Annotated in this window: 12 protein-coding genes; 6 read left to right on the top strand and 6 right to left on the bottom strand. The window is 73.0% G+C overall.

What is annotated here, in order from left to right; all coding sequences use genetic code 11:
• Nucleotides 1-43 precede the first annotated feature (43 nt).
• Entirely contained in the window at nucleotides 44-1,162 is a 1,119-nt protein-coding gene (gene serC, locus OIE69_RS22810) for a phosphoserine transaminase (protein WP_326575064.1), read from the bottom strand.
• Between the two features lie 86 nt (nucleotides 1,163-1,248).
• Between serC and OIE69_RS22805 the strand changes: the two genes are divergently transcribed.
• Nucleotides 1,249-4,020: an FAD-binding and (Fe-S)-binding domain-containing protein gene (locus tag OIE69_RS22805; protein ID WP_326575062.1), complete on the top strand. Its 2,772-nt coding sequence runs from the start codon at nucleotides 1,249-1,251 to the stop codon at nucleotides 4,018-4,020.
• Between the two features lie 27 nt (nucleotides 4,021-4,047).
• Here the strand turns inward: OIE69_RS22805 and OIE69_RS22800 are convergent, their stop codons facing one another.
• On the bottom strand, nucleotides 4,048-4,626 hold the full coding sequence (locus OIE69_RS22800) for a Uma2 family endonuclease (RefSeq protein WP_326575060.1): 579 nt from the start codon (nucleotides 4,624-4,626) through the stop codon (nucleotides 4,048-4,050).
• A gap of 130 nt (nucleotides 4,627-4,756) precedes the next feature.
• Complete coding sequence (locus tag OIE69_RS22795; protein WP_326575058.1) at nucleotides 4,757-5,659, bottom strand: NADP-dependent oxidoreductase; 903 nt, start codon at nucleotides 5,657-5,659, stop codon at nucleotides 4,757-4,759.
• A 134-nt stretch (nucleotides 5,660-5,793) separates the two neighbouring features.
• Between OIE69_RS22795 and OIE69_RS22790 the strand changes: the two genes are divergently transcribed.
• Nucleotides 5,794-6,201: a winged helix-turn-helix transcriptional regulator gene (locus OIE69_RS22790; protein ID WP_326575056.1), complete on the top strand. Its 408-nt coding sequence runs from the start codon at nucleotides 5,794-5,796 to the stop codon at nucleotides 6,199-6,201.
• 152 nt (nucleotides 6,202-6,353) lie between these two features.
• Nucleotides 6,354-6,740, top strand: coding sequence for a hypothetical protein (locus OIE69_RS22785; protein WP_326575054.1), 387 nt, complete (start codon nucleotides 6,354-6,356; stop codon nucleotides 6,738-6,740).
• 39 nt (nucleotides 6,741-6,779) lie between these two features.
• On the opposite strand, the gene OIE69_RS22780 is transcribed toward OIE69_RS22785, so the two are convergent.
• Together OIE69_RS22780 and OIE69_RS22775 are read right to left on the bottom strand one after the other, a co-directional pair.
• Nucleotides 6,780-8,246, bottom strand: coding sequence for an MFS transporter (locus OIE69_RS22780; protein WP_392567556.1), 1,467 nt, complete (start codon nucleotides 8,244-8,246; stop codon nucleotides 6,780-6,782).
• An 18-nt stretch (nucleotides 8,247-8,264) separates the two neighbouring features.
• A complete protein-coding gene (locus OIE69_RS22775) occupies nucleotides 8,265-8,720 on the bottom strand; it encodes a MarR family winged helix-turn-helix transcriptional regulator (RefSeq protein WP_326575052.1) in 456 nt (151 codons plus the stop codon).
• 143 nt (nucleotides 8,721-8,863) lie between these two features.
• Here OIE69_RS22775 and OIE69_RS22770 point away from each other — a divergent pair, with 143 nt between their 5' ends.
• Nucleotides 8,864-9,073 (top strand): hypothetical protein, encoded by a 210-nt coding sequence (locus tag OIE69_RS22770; protein ID WP_018560012.1) that lies wholly within the window; start codon nucleotides 8,864-8,866, stop codon nucleotides 9,071-9,073.
• Here the strand turns inward: OIE69_RS22770 and OIE69_RS22765 are convergent.
• Nucleotides 9,043-10,503 carry an NCS2 family permease gene (locus OIE69_RS22765; protein WP_326575050.1) on the bottom strand — a complete coding sequence of 487 codons (1,461 nt, stop codon included), beginning with the start codon at nucleotides 10,501-10,503 and terminating at the stop codon, nucleotides 9,043-9,045. The genes OIE69_RS22770 and OIE69_RS22765 overlap by 31 nt on opposite strands.
• Nucleotides 10,504-10,646: 143 nt before the next feature.
• Between OIE69_RS22765 and OIE69_RS22760 the strand changes: the two genes are divergently transcribed.
• Together OIE69_RS22760 and OIE69_RS22755 are read left to right on the top strand one after the other, a co-directional pair.
• Nucleotides 10,647-10,931: a DUF2530 domain-containing protein gene (locus tag OIE69_RS22760; protein ID WP_326575048.1), complete on the top strand. Its 285-nt coding sequence runs from the start codon at nucleotides 10,647-10,649 to the stop codon at nucleotides 10,929-10,931.
• 154 nt (nucleotides 10,932-11,085) lie between these two features.
• Nucleotides 11,086-13,512 carry an HAD-IC family P-type ATPase gene (locus OIE69_RS22755; RefSeq protein WP_326575046.1) on the top strand — a complete coding sequence of 809 codons (2,427 nt, stop codon included), beginning with the start codon at nucleotides 11,086-11,088 and terminating at the stop codon, nucleotides 13,510-13,512.
• The last annotated feature ends 15 nt before the right edge of the window (nucleotides 13,513-13,527 follow it).

The following is a 13,527-nucleotide window of genomic DNA, read 5'->3' as shown; positions in this document are numbered from 1 at the left end:
GGGCGCCCCGCCCGTCGGCGGTGGTGTCCCGTGGGGCCGGGGGTCAGAGCCGCTCGATGACGAAGTCGACGCAGGCGGTCAGGGCCTCGACGTCCGCCGGCTCCACGGCCGGGAACATCGCGACGCGCAGCTGGTTGCGGCCCAGCTTGCGGTACGGCTCGGTGTCGACGACGCCGTTGGCGCGCAGCACCTTGGCGATGGCGGCGGCGTCGACGTCGTCGTTGAAGTCGATCGTGCCGACGACCTGCGAGCGCTTGGCCGGGTCGGTGACGAACGGGGTGGCGTGCTTGGAGTCCTCGGCCCAGCCGTACAGGTTGCGGGAGGAGGAGGCGGTGCGGCCCACCGCCCAGTCGAGGCCGCCCTGGCCGTTGATCCACTCCAGCTGGTCGTTCAGCAGGAACAGGGTGGCGAGCGCGGGGGTGTTGTACGTCTGGTTCTTCTTCGAGTTGTCGATCGCGGTCGGCAGGTCGAAGAAGGCCGGGATGTGCCGGCCAGTGGCGGCGATCCGCTCGGCGCGCTCCAGCGCGGCCGGGGAGAACGCGGCGATCCACAGCCCGCCGTCGGCGGCGAAGGACTTCTGCGGGGCGAAGTAGTAGACGTCGGTCTCGGCGATGTCGACCGGCAGGCCGCCCGCGCCGGACGTGGCGTCGACCAGGACGAGGGCGCCCTCGTCGGCGCCGGCGACGCGCCGCAGCGGCATCGCGACACCGGTGGAGGTCTCGTTGTGGGTGAAGGCGTAGACGTCCACGCCCGCCTCGGCGACGGCCTCGGGGTGCGATCCCGGGTCGGCGGAGATCACGGTCGGCTCGTCCAGCCACGGCGCCAGCTTGGCCGCCTTGGCGAACTTGGAGGAGAACTCGCCGAAGCTGAGGTGCTGCGACTTGCGCTCGATCAGTCCGTGGGTGGCGATGTCCCAGAAGGCGGTGGAGCCGCCGTTGCCGAGCACCACCTCGTAGCCCTCGGGGAGCGCGAACAGCTCGCGGATGCCGTCCCGGACCCGGCCGACCAGGTCCTTCACCGGCGCCTGCCGGTGAGAGGTGCCCATCAGCGAGGTGCCGGTCGCGGCCAGCGCGCTGAGCGCCTCGGGCCGCACCTTGGAGGGGCCCGAACCGAATCGTCCGTCGGCGGGCTTGATGTCAGCGGGAATCTGGATCTCGGCCACGTTCGCAGCGTAGTGCGTGACGACCCCGTCACGGGGCTCCGTTCCATCCGGTGAGACATGCGCCGCGGTGGGGCAGGCTGAGGGGCATGGCGGACGATCTGCGGCACGCACTGCGCCGCGACCTGGAGCGGGCCGTACGGGGCGAGGTCTCCTTCGACCCGCAGAGCAGGGCGCTGACCACGATGGACGCGTCCAACTACCGGCGCGTCCCGGTGGCCGTGGTCGCGCCGTACGACGCCGACGACGTGGCCGCGACGCTCGCCGTGTGCCGGTCGCACGGGGTGCCGGTGGTGCCGCGCGGCGGGGGGACGTCGATCGCCGGGCAGGCCACGGGCACCGGCGTCGTGCTCGACTTCACCCGCCACATGCACCGGATCGTGTCACTCAGCCCCGAGGCGTTGACGGCCCGTGTGCAGCCGGGGGTCGTCCTGGACGATCTGCGGCGCGCCGCCGCCGCGCACGGGCTGACCTTCGGCCCCGATCCGTCCACCCACAGCCGCTGCACCCTCGGCGGCATGATCGGCAACAACGCGTGCGGCGCGCACTCCGTCGCCTGGGGCACCACCGCCGACAACGTCCGGGCCCTGGAGTGCCTCACCTACGGCGGCGAGCCGCTGCGCACCGCCGAACCGCTCCGCGCCGACCTGCGGGAACTGGTGGACGGCCATCTCGCCCTGCTGCGCACCGGCTACCCGCAGCAGCTCCCCCGGCGCATCTCCGGCTACGCCCTGGACGCCCTGCTCCCCGAGCGCGGCCGGGACCTGGCCCGCGCCCTGACCGGCAGCGAGGGCACGCTCGCCGTGATCACGGAGGCCGAGGTCCGGCTGGTGCCCGCGCCCCCGGTGCGTGTGCTGGTCGTCCTCGGCTACCCGGACGAGGGCGCCGCCGCCGACGCCGCGAACGGCCTGCTGCCGTACGGCCCGCTGACGGTGGAGGGCATGGCCGCCGACCTGGTGGGCGGGGAGGCCGCCGACCTGCTGCCCCGGGGCGGCGCGTGGCTCTTCGTCGAGATGCCCGGCACCGGCGAGGCGGAGGCGCTGCGGCGGCTCGCGGACGCGGGCGACTCGGTCGTCGTGACCGACCCCGTCGCGCAGCGCGCGCTGTGGCGGATCCGCGAGGAGGCCGCCGGGACCGCCACCCGGACGCCCGGGGGCGCGGAGGCCTGGCCGGGCTGGGAGGACTGCGCGGTGCCCCCGGCGCGGCTCGGCGCCTACCTGCGCGACTTCCGTTCGCTGCTGCGCGAGCACGGCCTGCACGGCACCCCGTACGGGCACTTCGGCGACGGCTGCATCCACGTGCGCATCGACTTCGACCTGCTCGGCGCGGCCGGTGTGGCCCGCTTCCGGCGCTTCTCCGAGGACGTCGCGGACCTGGTCGTCGCCCACGGCGGCTCGCTGTCCGGGGAGCACGGCGACGGGCAGGCCCGCGCGGAGCTGCTGCCCCGGATGTACGGGGAGGAACTCGTCGCCCTCTTCGGCCGGTTCAAGGACGCGCTGGACCCGGCGGGCGGCCTCAACCCCGGCATGCTCGTACGGCCCGCCCCCCTCGACGGCAACCTGCGCTTCGCGGTCCTGCCGCGCCGGCCGGTCGACGTCGCCTTCGGCTACCCCCAGGACGGCGGCGACTTCTCGGCGGCGGTGCGCCGCTGCGTCGGCGTCGCCAAGTGCCGTGACACGGGCGGGGGTCCGGGGGAGGGCGTCATGTGCCCCTCGTACCGGGCGACGCGCGAGGAGCGGCACTCGACCCGCGGCCGGGCCCGGCTGCTGCACGAGATGCTCGCCGGCGAGGTCGTCACCGGCGGCTGGCGCTCGCCGGAGGTCGCGGACGCCCTCGACCTGTGCCTGTCCTGCAAGGGCTGCCGCACGGACTGCCCGGTCGGCGTCGACATGGCCACCTACAAGGCGGAGTTCCTGCACCACCACTACCGGCGGCGGCTGCGGCCCGCCTCCCACTACCTGATGGGCGGGCTGCCGACCTGGCTGCGCGCGGCGGCCCCGGTCGCCGGGACCGTGAACGCCCTCGCCCGGGTACGGCCCTTGGCGGCCCTGGCCAGGCGGGCCGCGGGGGTCGCACCCGAGCGGGAGCTGCCGCTGCTGGCCGAGGAGTCCTTCGTACGCTGGTGGCGGCGGCAGGAGGAGCCGCCCGCACCGGGGGCGGGGGCGACCGTGGTGCTGTGGCCGGACACCTTCACCGACCGCTTCTCCCCCGAGGTGGGCCGCGCCGCCGTGCGTGTCCTCCAGGCGGCCGGGTTGCGGGTCGTGCTGCCGCCGGGGCGTGTGTGCTGCGGCCTGACCTGGGTCTCGACCGGCCGACTCGACCGGGCCCGCCGGGTGATGCGCCGCACGGTACGGCGGATGGCGCCGGTGGTGGCCGCTGGGCATCCCGTCCTCGTCCTGGAACCGAGCTGCGCGGCGGCGCTCCGCACCGATCTGCCCGAACTCCTGGGCACCGGAGAGGCGGCGGCCCTGGCGGGCTCGGTGCGCACCTTCGCGCAGGTGCTGGAGGAGGCGGCGCCCGGCTGGACGCCGCCGCGCCTCGACCGGGCCGTCACCGGCCAGACCCACTGCCATCAGCACGCCGTCCTCGGTGACGCCGCCGAGCGCCGACTGCGCGCCCGCGCCGGGCTCAACGGCTCCCTGGCCTCGGGTTGCTGCGGTCTGGCCGGCAACTTCGGCTTCGAACGCGGCCACTACGAGGTCTCCGTCGCCTGCGCCGAGGACCGTCTCCTCCCCGCCGTCCGCACCGCCCGCCCCGGCGCGGCCGTCCTGGCGGACGGCTTCTCCTGCCGCACCCAGCTCGCCCAGCTCGCCGGGGTGCGGGCCCGGCACCTCGCGGAGCTGCTGGCGGACGGGCTGTGAGCGGCGGGCAGTGCAAGGGGCGGGACCTCAGAACTCCGCGGTGTCCAGCTCCAGTCCGAACGGCTCGGGCAGCCGCAGCGGAGTGCCGAAGGGGTGCGGGCCGTCCACCGACCGGTAGCCGAGCTCCCCCGGCTCCGCGTACAGGGTGCAGCTGCGTTCCTGCCGGTCGACGAGGAGGTACAGCGGGGCGCCGTACTCGGCGTAGCGGCGGCGTTTGACGATCCGGTCGGTGTCGCCGTTGGACTCGGAGGTCACCTCCACCACCAGCAGGGTCTGATGGGGGACGAGAGCGTCGGCATCCGCCAGGCCTTCCGGTACGACGGCCAGGTCCGGCACGTACCAGTTGCCACTGCCGGGGAGGTCCAGATTTCCCGAGCCTGAGAGGCAGCCCATCTTCTGCACAACGGGGTCGATCTGCCGACGGATCATGGCCGCGGCCTTCTCATGCCCCCACGTAGGCGGCACCACTTGCTGGATGACCCCCTCGACGATCTGCACCCGGTCCCCCCCGTGGTGCCGGATCGCGTACTTGAGCGCGGTTTCCGGGTCGTCCGGCGCGTACGAGCCCGCGGCCGCCCGAGGCGCCCAGCGGGGCTGTGAGCTCATCGGTCCTCCAGGGGCTCCGCGCATCCGACTGACGACACCTCCGATTCTCACGCAGCCGCCGCCCGCCCGGGTCACCCCGATCGCACATTCACTCGAAACGATGAAGCGCCTCCGGTCGCCGGCATCGGGGTCACGGCACCAGCACGAGCCTCCCGCGCAGTCCGCCCTCCGCGAGGCGGGCATGGGCCTTGGCGGCCTCCGCCAGGGGGTACGTGTCGGCCACGCGCGTGGTGAGCACGCCCCGGTCCAGGAGCGCCACGAGCTCCGCGAGGCGCTCCCCGTCCGGCTGGACCTGGACACCGGCGACGCGGACGCCGCGCTCGGCGGCGGGCACCGCGTCGGGCCGGGCGGTGACGTAGGCGCCGCCGTCCCGTACCGCGGCCAGTGCGGGGGCGCCGAGCGCCGCCGCGTCGAGGGCGGCGTCGGCCCGGACGCCGTCCAGCGAGGACACGGCCTCCCCGGCGCCCAGTTCCCGCAGCAGCGCCGCGTCGGCGGGGCGGGCCAGGGCCACGACGTGCAGCCCCGCGTGGCGGGCCAGCTGGACGGCGTAGCCCCCGACCGCGCCCGCCGCGCCGGTGACCAGCAGACGGTCGCCGGGCCGGGCGGCGAGCAGGCCGAGCGCCTGGTCGGCGGTGAGGGCGTTGGTGGGGAGGGTGGCGGCGTGGACCAGGTCGACGGACGAGGGAGCCGCGGCGACGGCGTCCGCCTCCAGCACGACGTGGTCGGCGTGCGCCTTGGTCCGCGGGCCGAGCCCGCCCACCATGCCCACGACGGCCGTGCCCGGCTCGGGGCGGGAGACCCCGGCGCCGACCGCGTCCACGGTGCCCGCGACGTCCCAGCCGAGCCCGAGGAACCCGCCGGCCCCGAGGGCCTCGGATCCGAGCAGGCCGGCCCGTACGGCGAGGTCGGCGGGGTTGACCCCGGCCGCGGCGACCCGCACCCGCACCTGGCCGGGCCCCGGCTCGGGCAGCGGCACCTCGGCGACCTCCAGCACCTCGGGCCCGCCGAATTCCCTGATCACGACAGCGCGCATGGCAATGACTCCCTGTTCCTGAGGACTGCGGCGGTTCGGTCCCGCCACACGCCAACCTAGAGAGAGCTACTCTCTTCCAGTAAGTACGTACCTGGAAGTGCGTACCGAACCCAGGAGTCCGGAGGGGAGTCCCCATGGCGACGACCACCGCGTCCGAGCGGCGCGAGGAGGCCCGCGCGGCCTACAACGCGTTCATGAAGGGCTGCCCGACGAACCAGTTGCTGATCCGGATCAGCGACAAGTGGGCCGGCCTGCTCATGGCCGCGCTCACGGACGGCCCGCAGCGCTACAGCGACCTGGGCCGCCGCATCGCGGGCGTCAGTCAGAAGATGCTCACGCAGACCCTGCGCACCCTGGAGCGGGACGGCCTGGTGACGCGGACCGTCACGCCGTCCGTCCCCGTGCGGGTGGACTACGCGCTGACGCCGCTGGGCGCGAGTCTGGCCGTGCTGTTCTCGGCCGTGAAGGAGTGGGCGGAGGAGCACATCGAGGAGGTCGTCGAGGCCCGCGAGCGCTACGACGCCGAAGCGGGCACGGCTTGAGGCGGCCCGGGGCCGCCCCGGTTTCGCCGATCCCCTGTGCCGTTCATCCGGTTTCCGGCATTCTGTAGAGCCATAATCGGCCATTTCGGCCGAGTTACGGCAATGGGGGGAACATCATGCCCGGTGGAGAGCGGGGCACGCTCGGTCGGCTCGTGAGAGCTCTCAGCCTGGTGACGCTGGTGACCGTCTATGTCTCCAGCCTGCTGATCACCTACCGCCAGCTGCACGCCAAACCCGTGCTGCAGGAGGTCATCGGGGCACCGGACTGGACCCGCGCGGTGCTGCTCATGGGCCTGGTCATCGGCGGCGGGCTGGGCACGGCCGCTGCGATCGTCGACGACCGCCGCGAGCTGCCCTCCTGGTTCCTGACCGCCGTGGGCGTGGCGGGCGCGCTGGCCTGGAGCCTGTGGGCCTCGTCGAGCCTGGGCGAGGACTACGTCCACATGCTCTTCGCGGCCACCGCCCCGGTCACCGGCATGCTGGTGTGGGCCGAGCTGATGCGGCAGTTCCGCAACCAGCGCCGCCTCGCCGTCGCCTGACCGCCCGGGCGGGCGCCCGGGCCGGGGCCGGGGCCGCGCTCAGGCGGCCACCGACTCCGACTCCCGCGGGACGAACTCGATCAGCTTGTGGTCCTTGCCGCGGTGCAGGTCGATCTTGAGCCGCAGCCCGCCCAGCCGCGCCAGGACGAGTCCGACGCAGGCCGCCGCCGCGGCGGCGACCAGGCCGCCGGCCAGGAAGCCGGTCCTGGCGCCGAAGACGTCGGTGATCCAGCCGACGAGCGGTCCGCCCAGCGGCGTGCCGCCCACGAAGACCATCATGAACAGGCTCATGACGCGGCCCCGCATGGCGGGGTCGGTGGCCAGCTGCACGCTGGCGTTGGCGGTGGTGTTGAAGGTCAGCCCGAAGATGCCGATCGGCAGCATGAGCACCAGGAAGATCCAGTACGTCGGCGCCAGCGCCGCCACGACCTCCAGCAGGCCGAACCCCAGCGCCGCGCCGACCAGCAGCCGCAGCCGGCTGCTTCCGCGCCGCGCGGCCAGCAGCGCGCCGACCACGGAGCCGACCGCGAGGAGCGAGTTGAACAGGCCGTACATGCCGGCGTCGCCGTGGAAGACGTCGTCGGCGAAGGCGGTGAGCCAGATCGGGAAGTTGTACGCGAAAGTCCCGATGAAGCCGACCAGGACGATGGGCCAGATCAGCTCGGGCCGCCCGGCGACGTAGCGCAGCCCCTCGCGCAGCTGGCCCTTGCCGCGTGGCGCGGTGGGCACCTCGTACAGCTGCGAACTTCGCATGAGCAGCAGCCCGGCGAGCGGCGCCAGGAAGGACAGGCCGTTGAAGAGGAACGCCCAGCCGCTGCCGACCGCGGTGATCAGGGCGCCCGCGACGGCGGGGCCGACGAGGCGGGCGCTCTGGAAGTTGGCGGAGTTCAGCGAGACCGCGTTGCGGACGTCGGCCGGGCCGACCATCTCGACGACGAAGGCCTGGCGGGCGGGGTTGTCCACGACGGTGACCATGCCGACGGCGAAGGCCATGGCGTACACGTGCCAGACCTGCACGGCGCCGCTGAGGGTCAGCGCGGCGAGGCCGAGGCCCAGCAGGCCCATGAGGGCCTGGGTGGCGACCAGGATGCGGCGCTTGGGGTAGCGGTCGGCGATGACGCCGCCGTAGAGCCCGAAGAGGAGCATGGGGAGGAACTGCAGCGCGGTCGTGATGCCGACGGCGAAGGAGGACCCGGTGAGGCTCAGCACCAGCCAGTCCTGCGCGATGCGGGACATCCAGGTGCCGGTGTTGGAGACGATCGCACCGCCGGCGAAGAGCCGGTAGTTGCGGTTGCGGAGCGAGCTGAACATGCCGCCGGGCGCTGCCGGCGCGGCGGGACGTCCGGCACCGGGTGCCCCGGGCGTTCCCGGGGCTCCGGCGGCCCCCGCGGCGGCGTCGGCGCCCGCCGCGGTGGGCAGGTCGGCCGGGTCGGCGGTGTCGGCCGGTCCGGTCCGCTCAGGGGTGTTCGGTTCGGGTGCGGCTTCTGATGCGGCTGCCGAACTCAATCCGGTCTCGCCTCCTCGTCATCGGTTCCTTGCGTCGGCGTGAGCGAGCTTGTCCAGGACGGGCGCCGCCTCCCTGAGCACGGCGCGTTCCTCTTCCGAGAGGGTGGCCATGAGTTCGGCCAGGAACGCGTTGCGGCGCGCCCGGCTCTCCTCGAGCATCGTCTCCGCCTGCTCGGTCTGCCGGACGACGACCTGGCGCCGGTCGTCCGGGTGCGGGTCCCGGTGCACCAGGCCCTTGGACTCGAGCATGGCGACGATCCGCGTCATGGACGGCGGCTGGACGTGCTCCTTGCGGGCCAGCTCCCCGGGGGTGGCGGACCCGCAGCGCGCGAGAGTGCCCAGCACGGACATCTCGGTCGGGCTCAGCGACTCGTCGACCCGCTGGTGGCGCAGTCTGCGGGAGAGCCGCATCACGGCACCGCGCAGCGTGTTCACCGCTGTGCGGTCGTCCTCGGACAGTTCGGTCACGTTCATTAGCCTAGCTCATTACTTACGCTAAATAAAAATTGCCGGAGCGATGCCGCGTCCAAACACATTCGTCAAGGAAGTCACCCATCCGGGTGAGTTCCGCCCCGAAAACGACGCATGCTCCGAGGGGCCCGCCGGACCCTTGGGCCATGGCTTCGAGAGTGCTCAGCATGCGCATAGACGGGGACCTGCTGGACCGTCTCCAGGCTCACGCCGCGAAACGCGGGATGAGCGTCCAGGACTACATCGTCCGGACGCTCATCCGCGATGACTTCGACGAGCGGCTCAAGGCCTCCGTCGACGAGACCGAGCAGTTCTACACGGCCGGTTACGTCAGCCCCAGCGCCGGCATCAGGTAGTAGAAGGCGAAGACCGCCGACACCGCGTAGAGCGCGGGCGGCACCTCACGGCCGCGCCCCGCCACCAGCCGCAGCACGCAGAAGGTGATGAACCCGATGCCGATGCCATTGGTGATCGAGTAGGTGAACGGCATGAGCAGCATCGTCAGGAACGCCGGGACGGCGATCGTCTGGTCGGTCCAGTCGATCTCCCGGACGCTGCCCGCCATGATCAGGAAGCCCACCGCGACCAGCGCGGGAGTGGCCGCCTGCGCCGGGACCATCGTGGCCAGCGGCGCGAAGAACAGGGCGACGACGAAGAGCAGCCCGGTGGCGATCGAGGCGAGGCCGGTGCGCGCCCCCTCGCCGGCGCCGGCGGTGGACTCCGCGTAGCAGGTGTTGGCCGAACAGGAGGCGAAACCGCCCGCCGCGGTCGCGACGCCGTCGACCATCAGGACCCGGCTCATCCCGGGCAGGTCGCCCTTGGAGTCCAGCAGGTGCGCCTCGTCACTGACGCCGAGGATGGTGCCCATCGCGTCGAAGAAGCAGCTCAGCAGCACCGTGAAGACGAAGAGGACGCCGGTGAGCACACCGACCTCCTGGAAGCCGCCGAACAGGCTCACCTTGCCGATCAGCGCGAAGTCGGGACTCGCTACCGGGTTGCCGGGCCACTGCGGGACGGTGAGGCCCCACGCGGCGCCCTTGACGTCCGCCACCGCGTCCACGACGAGCGCGAGGAGCGTCATCGCGACGATGCTGATCAGGATGGCGCCGGGCACCTTGCGGATCATCAGTCCGAGGGTCAGCAGCACACCGAGGATGAAGATCAGCACCGGCCAGCCGGTCAGATGGCCGCCCGCGCCGAGCTGCAGCGGGACGGTGGTGTGCGCGGCGTCCGGGATACGGGTCACGAAGCCGGAGTCGACCAGGCCGATCAGCACGATGAACAGGCCGATGCCGATGGCGATCGCCTTGCGCAGGCCGAGCGGCACCGCGCTCATCACCCGCTCCCGCAGGCCCGTGGCGACCAGCACCATGATCGCGAGACCGGCGAGGACGACCATGCCCATCGCGTCCGGCCAGCTCATCTTGGGCGCGAGCTGGAGCGCGACGATGCTGTTCACGCCGAGGCCCGCGGCGAGCGCGATCGGCACGTTGCCGATGACGCCCATGAGCAGGGTGGTGAAGGCGGCGGTCACGACGGTCGCGGTGACCAGCTGGCCGCCGTCGAGGTGGTGGCCGTACTTGTCCACGCCCGAGCTGAGGATGATCGGGTTCAGGACGATGATGTAGGCCATCGCGAAGAAGGTGGCCAGACCACCGCGGATCTCCCGCGGGATCGAGGACCCCCGCTCGGTGATCCGGAAGAACCGGTCGAGCGCGCCGTGGGCGGCCGCCGGGGGCGGGGTCGGGGAGCTGGGCACGACCTTGGCGGTGGTCGACGGGGACATGCGGGTCCTTGCGTGGGGGAGCTTTTGGAGGTTCCTACGACTGAAACCGGCCAATCTTGGACTGTTTCAGTATGAACATATGAGCGCCTCGAACGCTATCTCCGCGCGTAGACCCCTCTGGGGCACTGAGTACGCTGTGCGGTATGAGCAGCAACAGCCCCGACAAGGGGACGGCCGGGTTGCGTGAGGCACCGGCGCCACTGGAGGCGAACGACGTCGCGACCGTCACCGTCGGGACGGTCGTCTGGTTCGCGCTCTTCCTCGTCCAGCTCCCCTTCTACGGCTGGTACTCCGACCACGGCCACACCTGGTGGATCTGGACCTGCCTGGCCGGCGGCGGCCTCGGGCTCGTCGGCCTCTGGTACGTGCGCGCCCGCCGGGACGCCATAGCGCGGGCCCGCGCCGCGGAGGACGCCGGACAGGACTGAGCCGGAGCCCGCGCGTCCGGACTCCACGCCCGGGCCCGCGCGTACGGGCCCTTCCCCGGCGGCTACGCCCCCGGTCGTACGGCGCCCCGGAGATGTCCCCGAGAGCGGCCGCTCGCCGTGCCGTGGGCGCCGCCCCCCACGTACCGTCGAACCCATGACGGAACGCACGCAGCGGGAGGCGGCCGGGACACGGCCGGCGACGCCCGGCGGGCTGACCGCTGCCGAGGTGGCGGAGCGGGTCGCGCGGGGCGAGATCAACGACGTCCCGGTGCGCTCCTCCCGCTCGCTGGCCGAGATCGTGCGCTCGAACGTCTTCACCCGCTTCAACGCGATCATCGGGGTGCTCTTCCTGATCATCCTGGTGGTCGGCCCGATCCAGGACGGCCTGTTCGGCTTCGTCATCATCGCCAACACCGGCATCGGCATCTTCCAGGAGTGGCGCGCCAAGAAGACCCTGGACGGACTCGCCGTGATCGGGGAGGCGAAACCCACCGTCCGCCGGGACGGGGTCGCCACCCGGGTCTCCACCTCCGCGATCGTCCTCGGCGACCTCATCGAACTCGGGCCGGGCGACAAGGTGGTGGTCGACGGCGAGGTGACCGAGGCCGACAGCCTGGAGGTCGACGAGTCACTGCTCACCGGCGAGGCCGACCCGGTCGTCAAGCGCCCCGGCGACCCCGTGATGTCCGGCAGCTTCGTCGTCGCGGGCGGCGGGGCCTTCACCGCGACCAAGGTCGGGCGGGAGGCCTACGCCGCGCAACTCGCCGAGGAGGCGAGCCGCTTCACCCTCGTCCACTCGGAACTGCGCAGCGGTATCAGCCAGATCCTCAAGTACGTGACGTGGATGATGGTCCCCACCGCGATCGGGCTGATCGTCAGCCAGCTCGTCCTGGAGGACAACGACTGGCGCGAGGCGGTCCGCCGCATGGTCGGCGGGATCGTGCCGATGGTGCCCGAGGGACTGGTCCTGCTCACCTCGGTGGCCTTCGCGATCGGTGTGGTCCGGCTGGGCCGCAAGCAGTGCCTGGTCCAGGAACTGCCCGCGATCGAGGGGCTGGCCCGGGTGGACGTGGTGTGCCTGGACAAGACCGGCACCCTCACCGAGGGCGGGATGGACGTCGCCGAGCTGCGGATGCTGGACGGCGTCGCGGAGCCCTACGTACGGCAGGTGCTCGGCGCGGTCGGCTCCGCCGACCCTCGCCCGAACCCCACGCTGGCCGCCGTGGCCGCCGCCTTCCCCTCCCCGGACGACGGCTGGCACGTCACGGACGCGCTGCCCTTCTCCTCCGCCCGCAAGTACAGCGGCGCCGCCTTCACCGAACCGGGCGGGGAGCGCAGCACCTGGCTGCTCGGCGCCCCCGACGTACTCCTCCCCTCCGGCGACCGGGCGCTCGGCGAGGTCGACGGCCTCAACGCCCGGGGGCTGCGGGTGCTGCTGCTCGCCCGGGCGGGGAAGGACCTGGGCGACCCGGCGGTGGGCGCCTCGGCCGCCCCGGCCGCGCTGGTCGTCCTGGAGCAGCGGCTGCGCCCGGACGCCGCCGACACCCTGCGCTACTTCGCCGAGCAGGACGTGCACGCCAAGGTCATCTCCGGCGACAACGCGGTCTCCGTCGGCGCCGTCGCCGGCAAACTGGGGCTGCCGGGCGCCGAGCGGACGGTCGACGCCCGCAGGCTGCCGGCCGAGCGCGCGCAGATGGCGGCCGAACTCGACCGGGGCACGGTGTTCGGGCGGGTCACCCCGCAGCAGAAGCGGGAGATGGTGGGCGCGCTCCAGTCCGGCGGTCACAACGTGGCGATGACCGGGGACGGCGTCAACGACGTACTCGCCCTCAAGGACGCCGACATCGGCGTCGCCATGGGCTCCGGCTCCGAGGCGACCCGGGCGGTCGCGCAGATCGTGCTGCTCGACAACAGCTTCTCGGCGCTCCCGTCGGTCGTGGCCGAGGGCCGCCGCGTCATCGGCAACATCACGCGCGTCGCGACGCTCTTCCTCACCAAGACCGTCTACTCGGTGCTGCTCGCCCTGCTGGTGATCATCTGGCACGCGCCGTACCCATTCCTCCCCCGGCACCTGACGCTGCTGTCCACGCTGACCATCGGCGTCCCCGCCTTCTTCCTCGCCCTCGCCCCCAACAAGGAGCGCGCCCAGCCGCACTTCGTGCGCCGGGTCATGCGCTACTCCCTGCCCGCCGGGGTGATCGCGGGCGTCGCCACCTTCGTGACGTACATCCTCGCCCGCCACCACTACCGCGGCGCCGGCGCGCTGGAGGCGGAGACCAGCGCCGCGACGCTGACCCTCTTCCTCGTCGCGATGTGGGTGCTGGCGCTCGTCGCGCGCCCCTACACCTGGTGGCGGATCGGCCTGGTCCTCGCCATGGGCGCGGGCTTCCTGGTCGTCCTGGTCACCCCGTGGCTGCAGGAGTTCTTCGCCCTCCGTCTGGTCGGCACCCGGGGCCCCTGGACGGCCGTCGCCGTGGCGGCGGCCGCCTCGGTCCTGCTGGAGCTGGTCTGGCGCCGGGTCCGCCGCACGGACGACGGCACCACCGGGCCGGACAAGCACGAGGCGCCGGGCCCCCGCTGAGGGGACCCGGCGCCC

The sequence above is a fragment of the Actinacidiphila glaucinigra genome, assembly GCF_035918135.1.
Taxonomy (GTDB): domain Bacteria; phylum Actinomycetota; class Actinomycetes; order Streptomycetales; family Streptomycetaceae; genus Actinacidiphila; species Actinacidiphila glaucinigra.
This window is presented reverse-complemented; position numbering and strand designations above follow the sequence as displayed.

Coding starts and splice junctions, on each gene's coding strand:
- OIE69_RS22805 (WP_326575062.1), top strand. CDS start 1,249: ATGGCGGACGATCTGCGGCACGCACTGCGCCGCGACCTGGAGCGGGCC.
- OIE69_RS22800 (WP_326575060.1), bottom strand. CDS start 4,626: ATGAGCTCACAGCCCCGCTGGGCGCCTCGGGCGGCCGCGGGCTCGTAC.
- OIE69_RS22795 (WP_326575058.1), bottom strand. CDS start 5,659: ATGCGCGCTGTCGTGATCAGGGAATTCGGCGGGCCCGAGGTGCTGGAG.
- OIE69_RS22790 (WP_326575056.1), top strand. CDS start 5,794: ATGGCGACGACCACCGCGTCCGAGCGGCGCGAGGAGGCCCGCGCGGCC.
- OIE69_RS22775 (WP_326575052.1), bottom strand. CDS start 8,720: ATGAACGTGACCGAACTGTCCGAGGACGACCGCACAGCGGTGAACACG.
- OIE69_RS22770 (WP_018560012.1), top strand. CDS start 8,864: ATGGCTTCGAGAGTGCTCAGCATGCGCATAGACGGGGACCTGCTGGAC.
- OIE69_RS22765 (WP_326575050.1), bottom strand. CDS start 10,503: ATGTCCCCGTCGACCACCGCCAAGGTCGTGCCCAGCTCCCCGACCCCG.
- OIE69_RS22760 (WP_326575048.1), top strand. CDS start 10,647: ATGAGCAGCAACAGCCCCGACAAGGGGACGGCCGGGTTGCGTGAGGCA.
- OIE69_RS22755 (WP_326575046.1), top strand. CDS start 11,086: ATGACGGAACGCACGCAGCGGGAGGCGGCCGGGACACGGCCGGCGACG.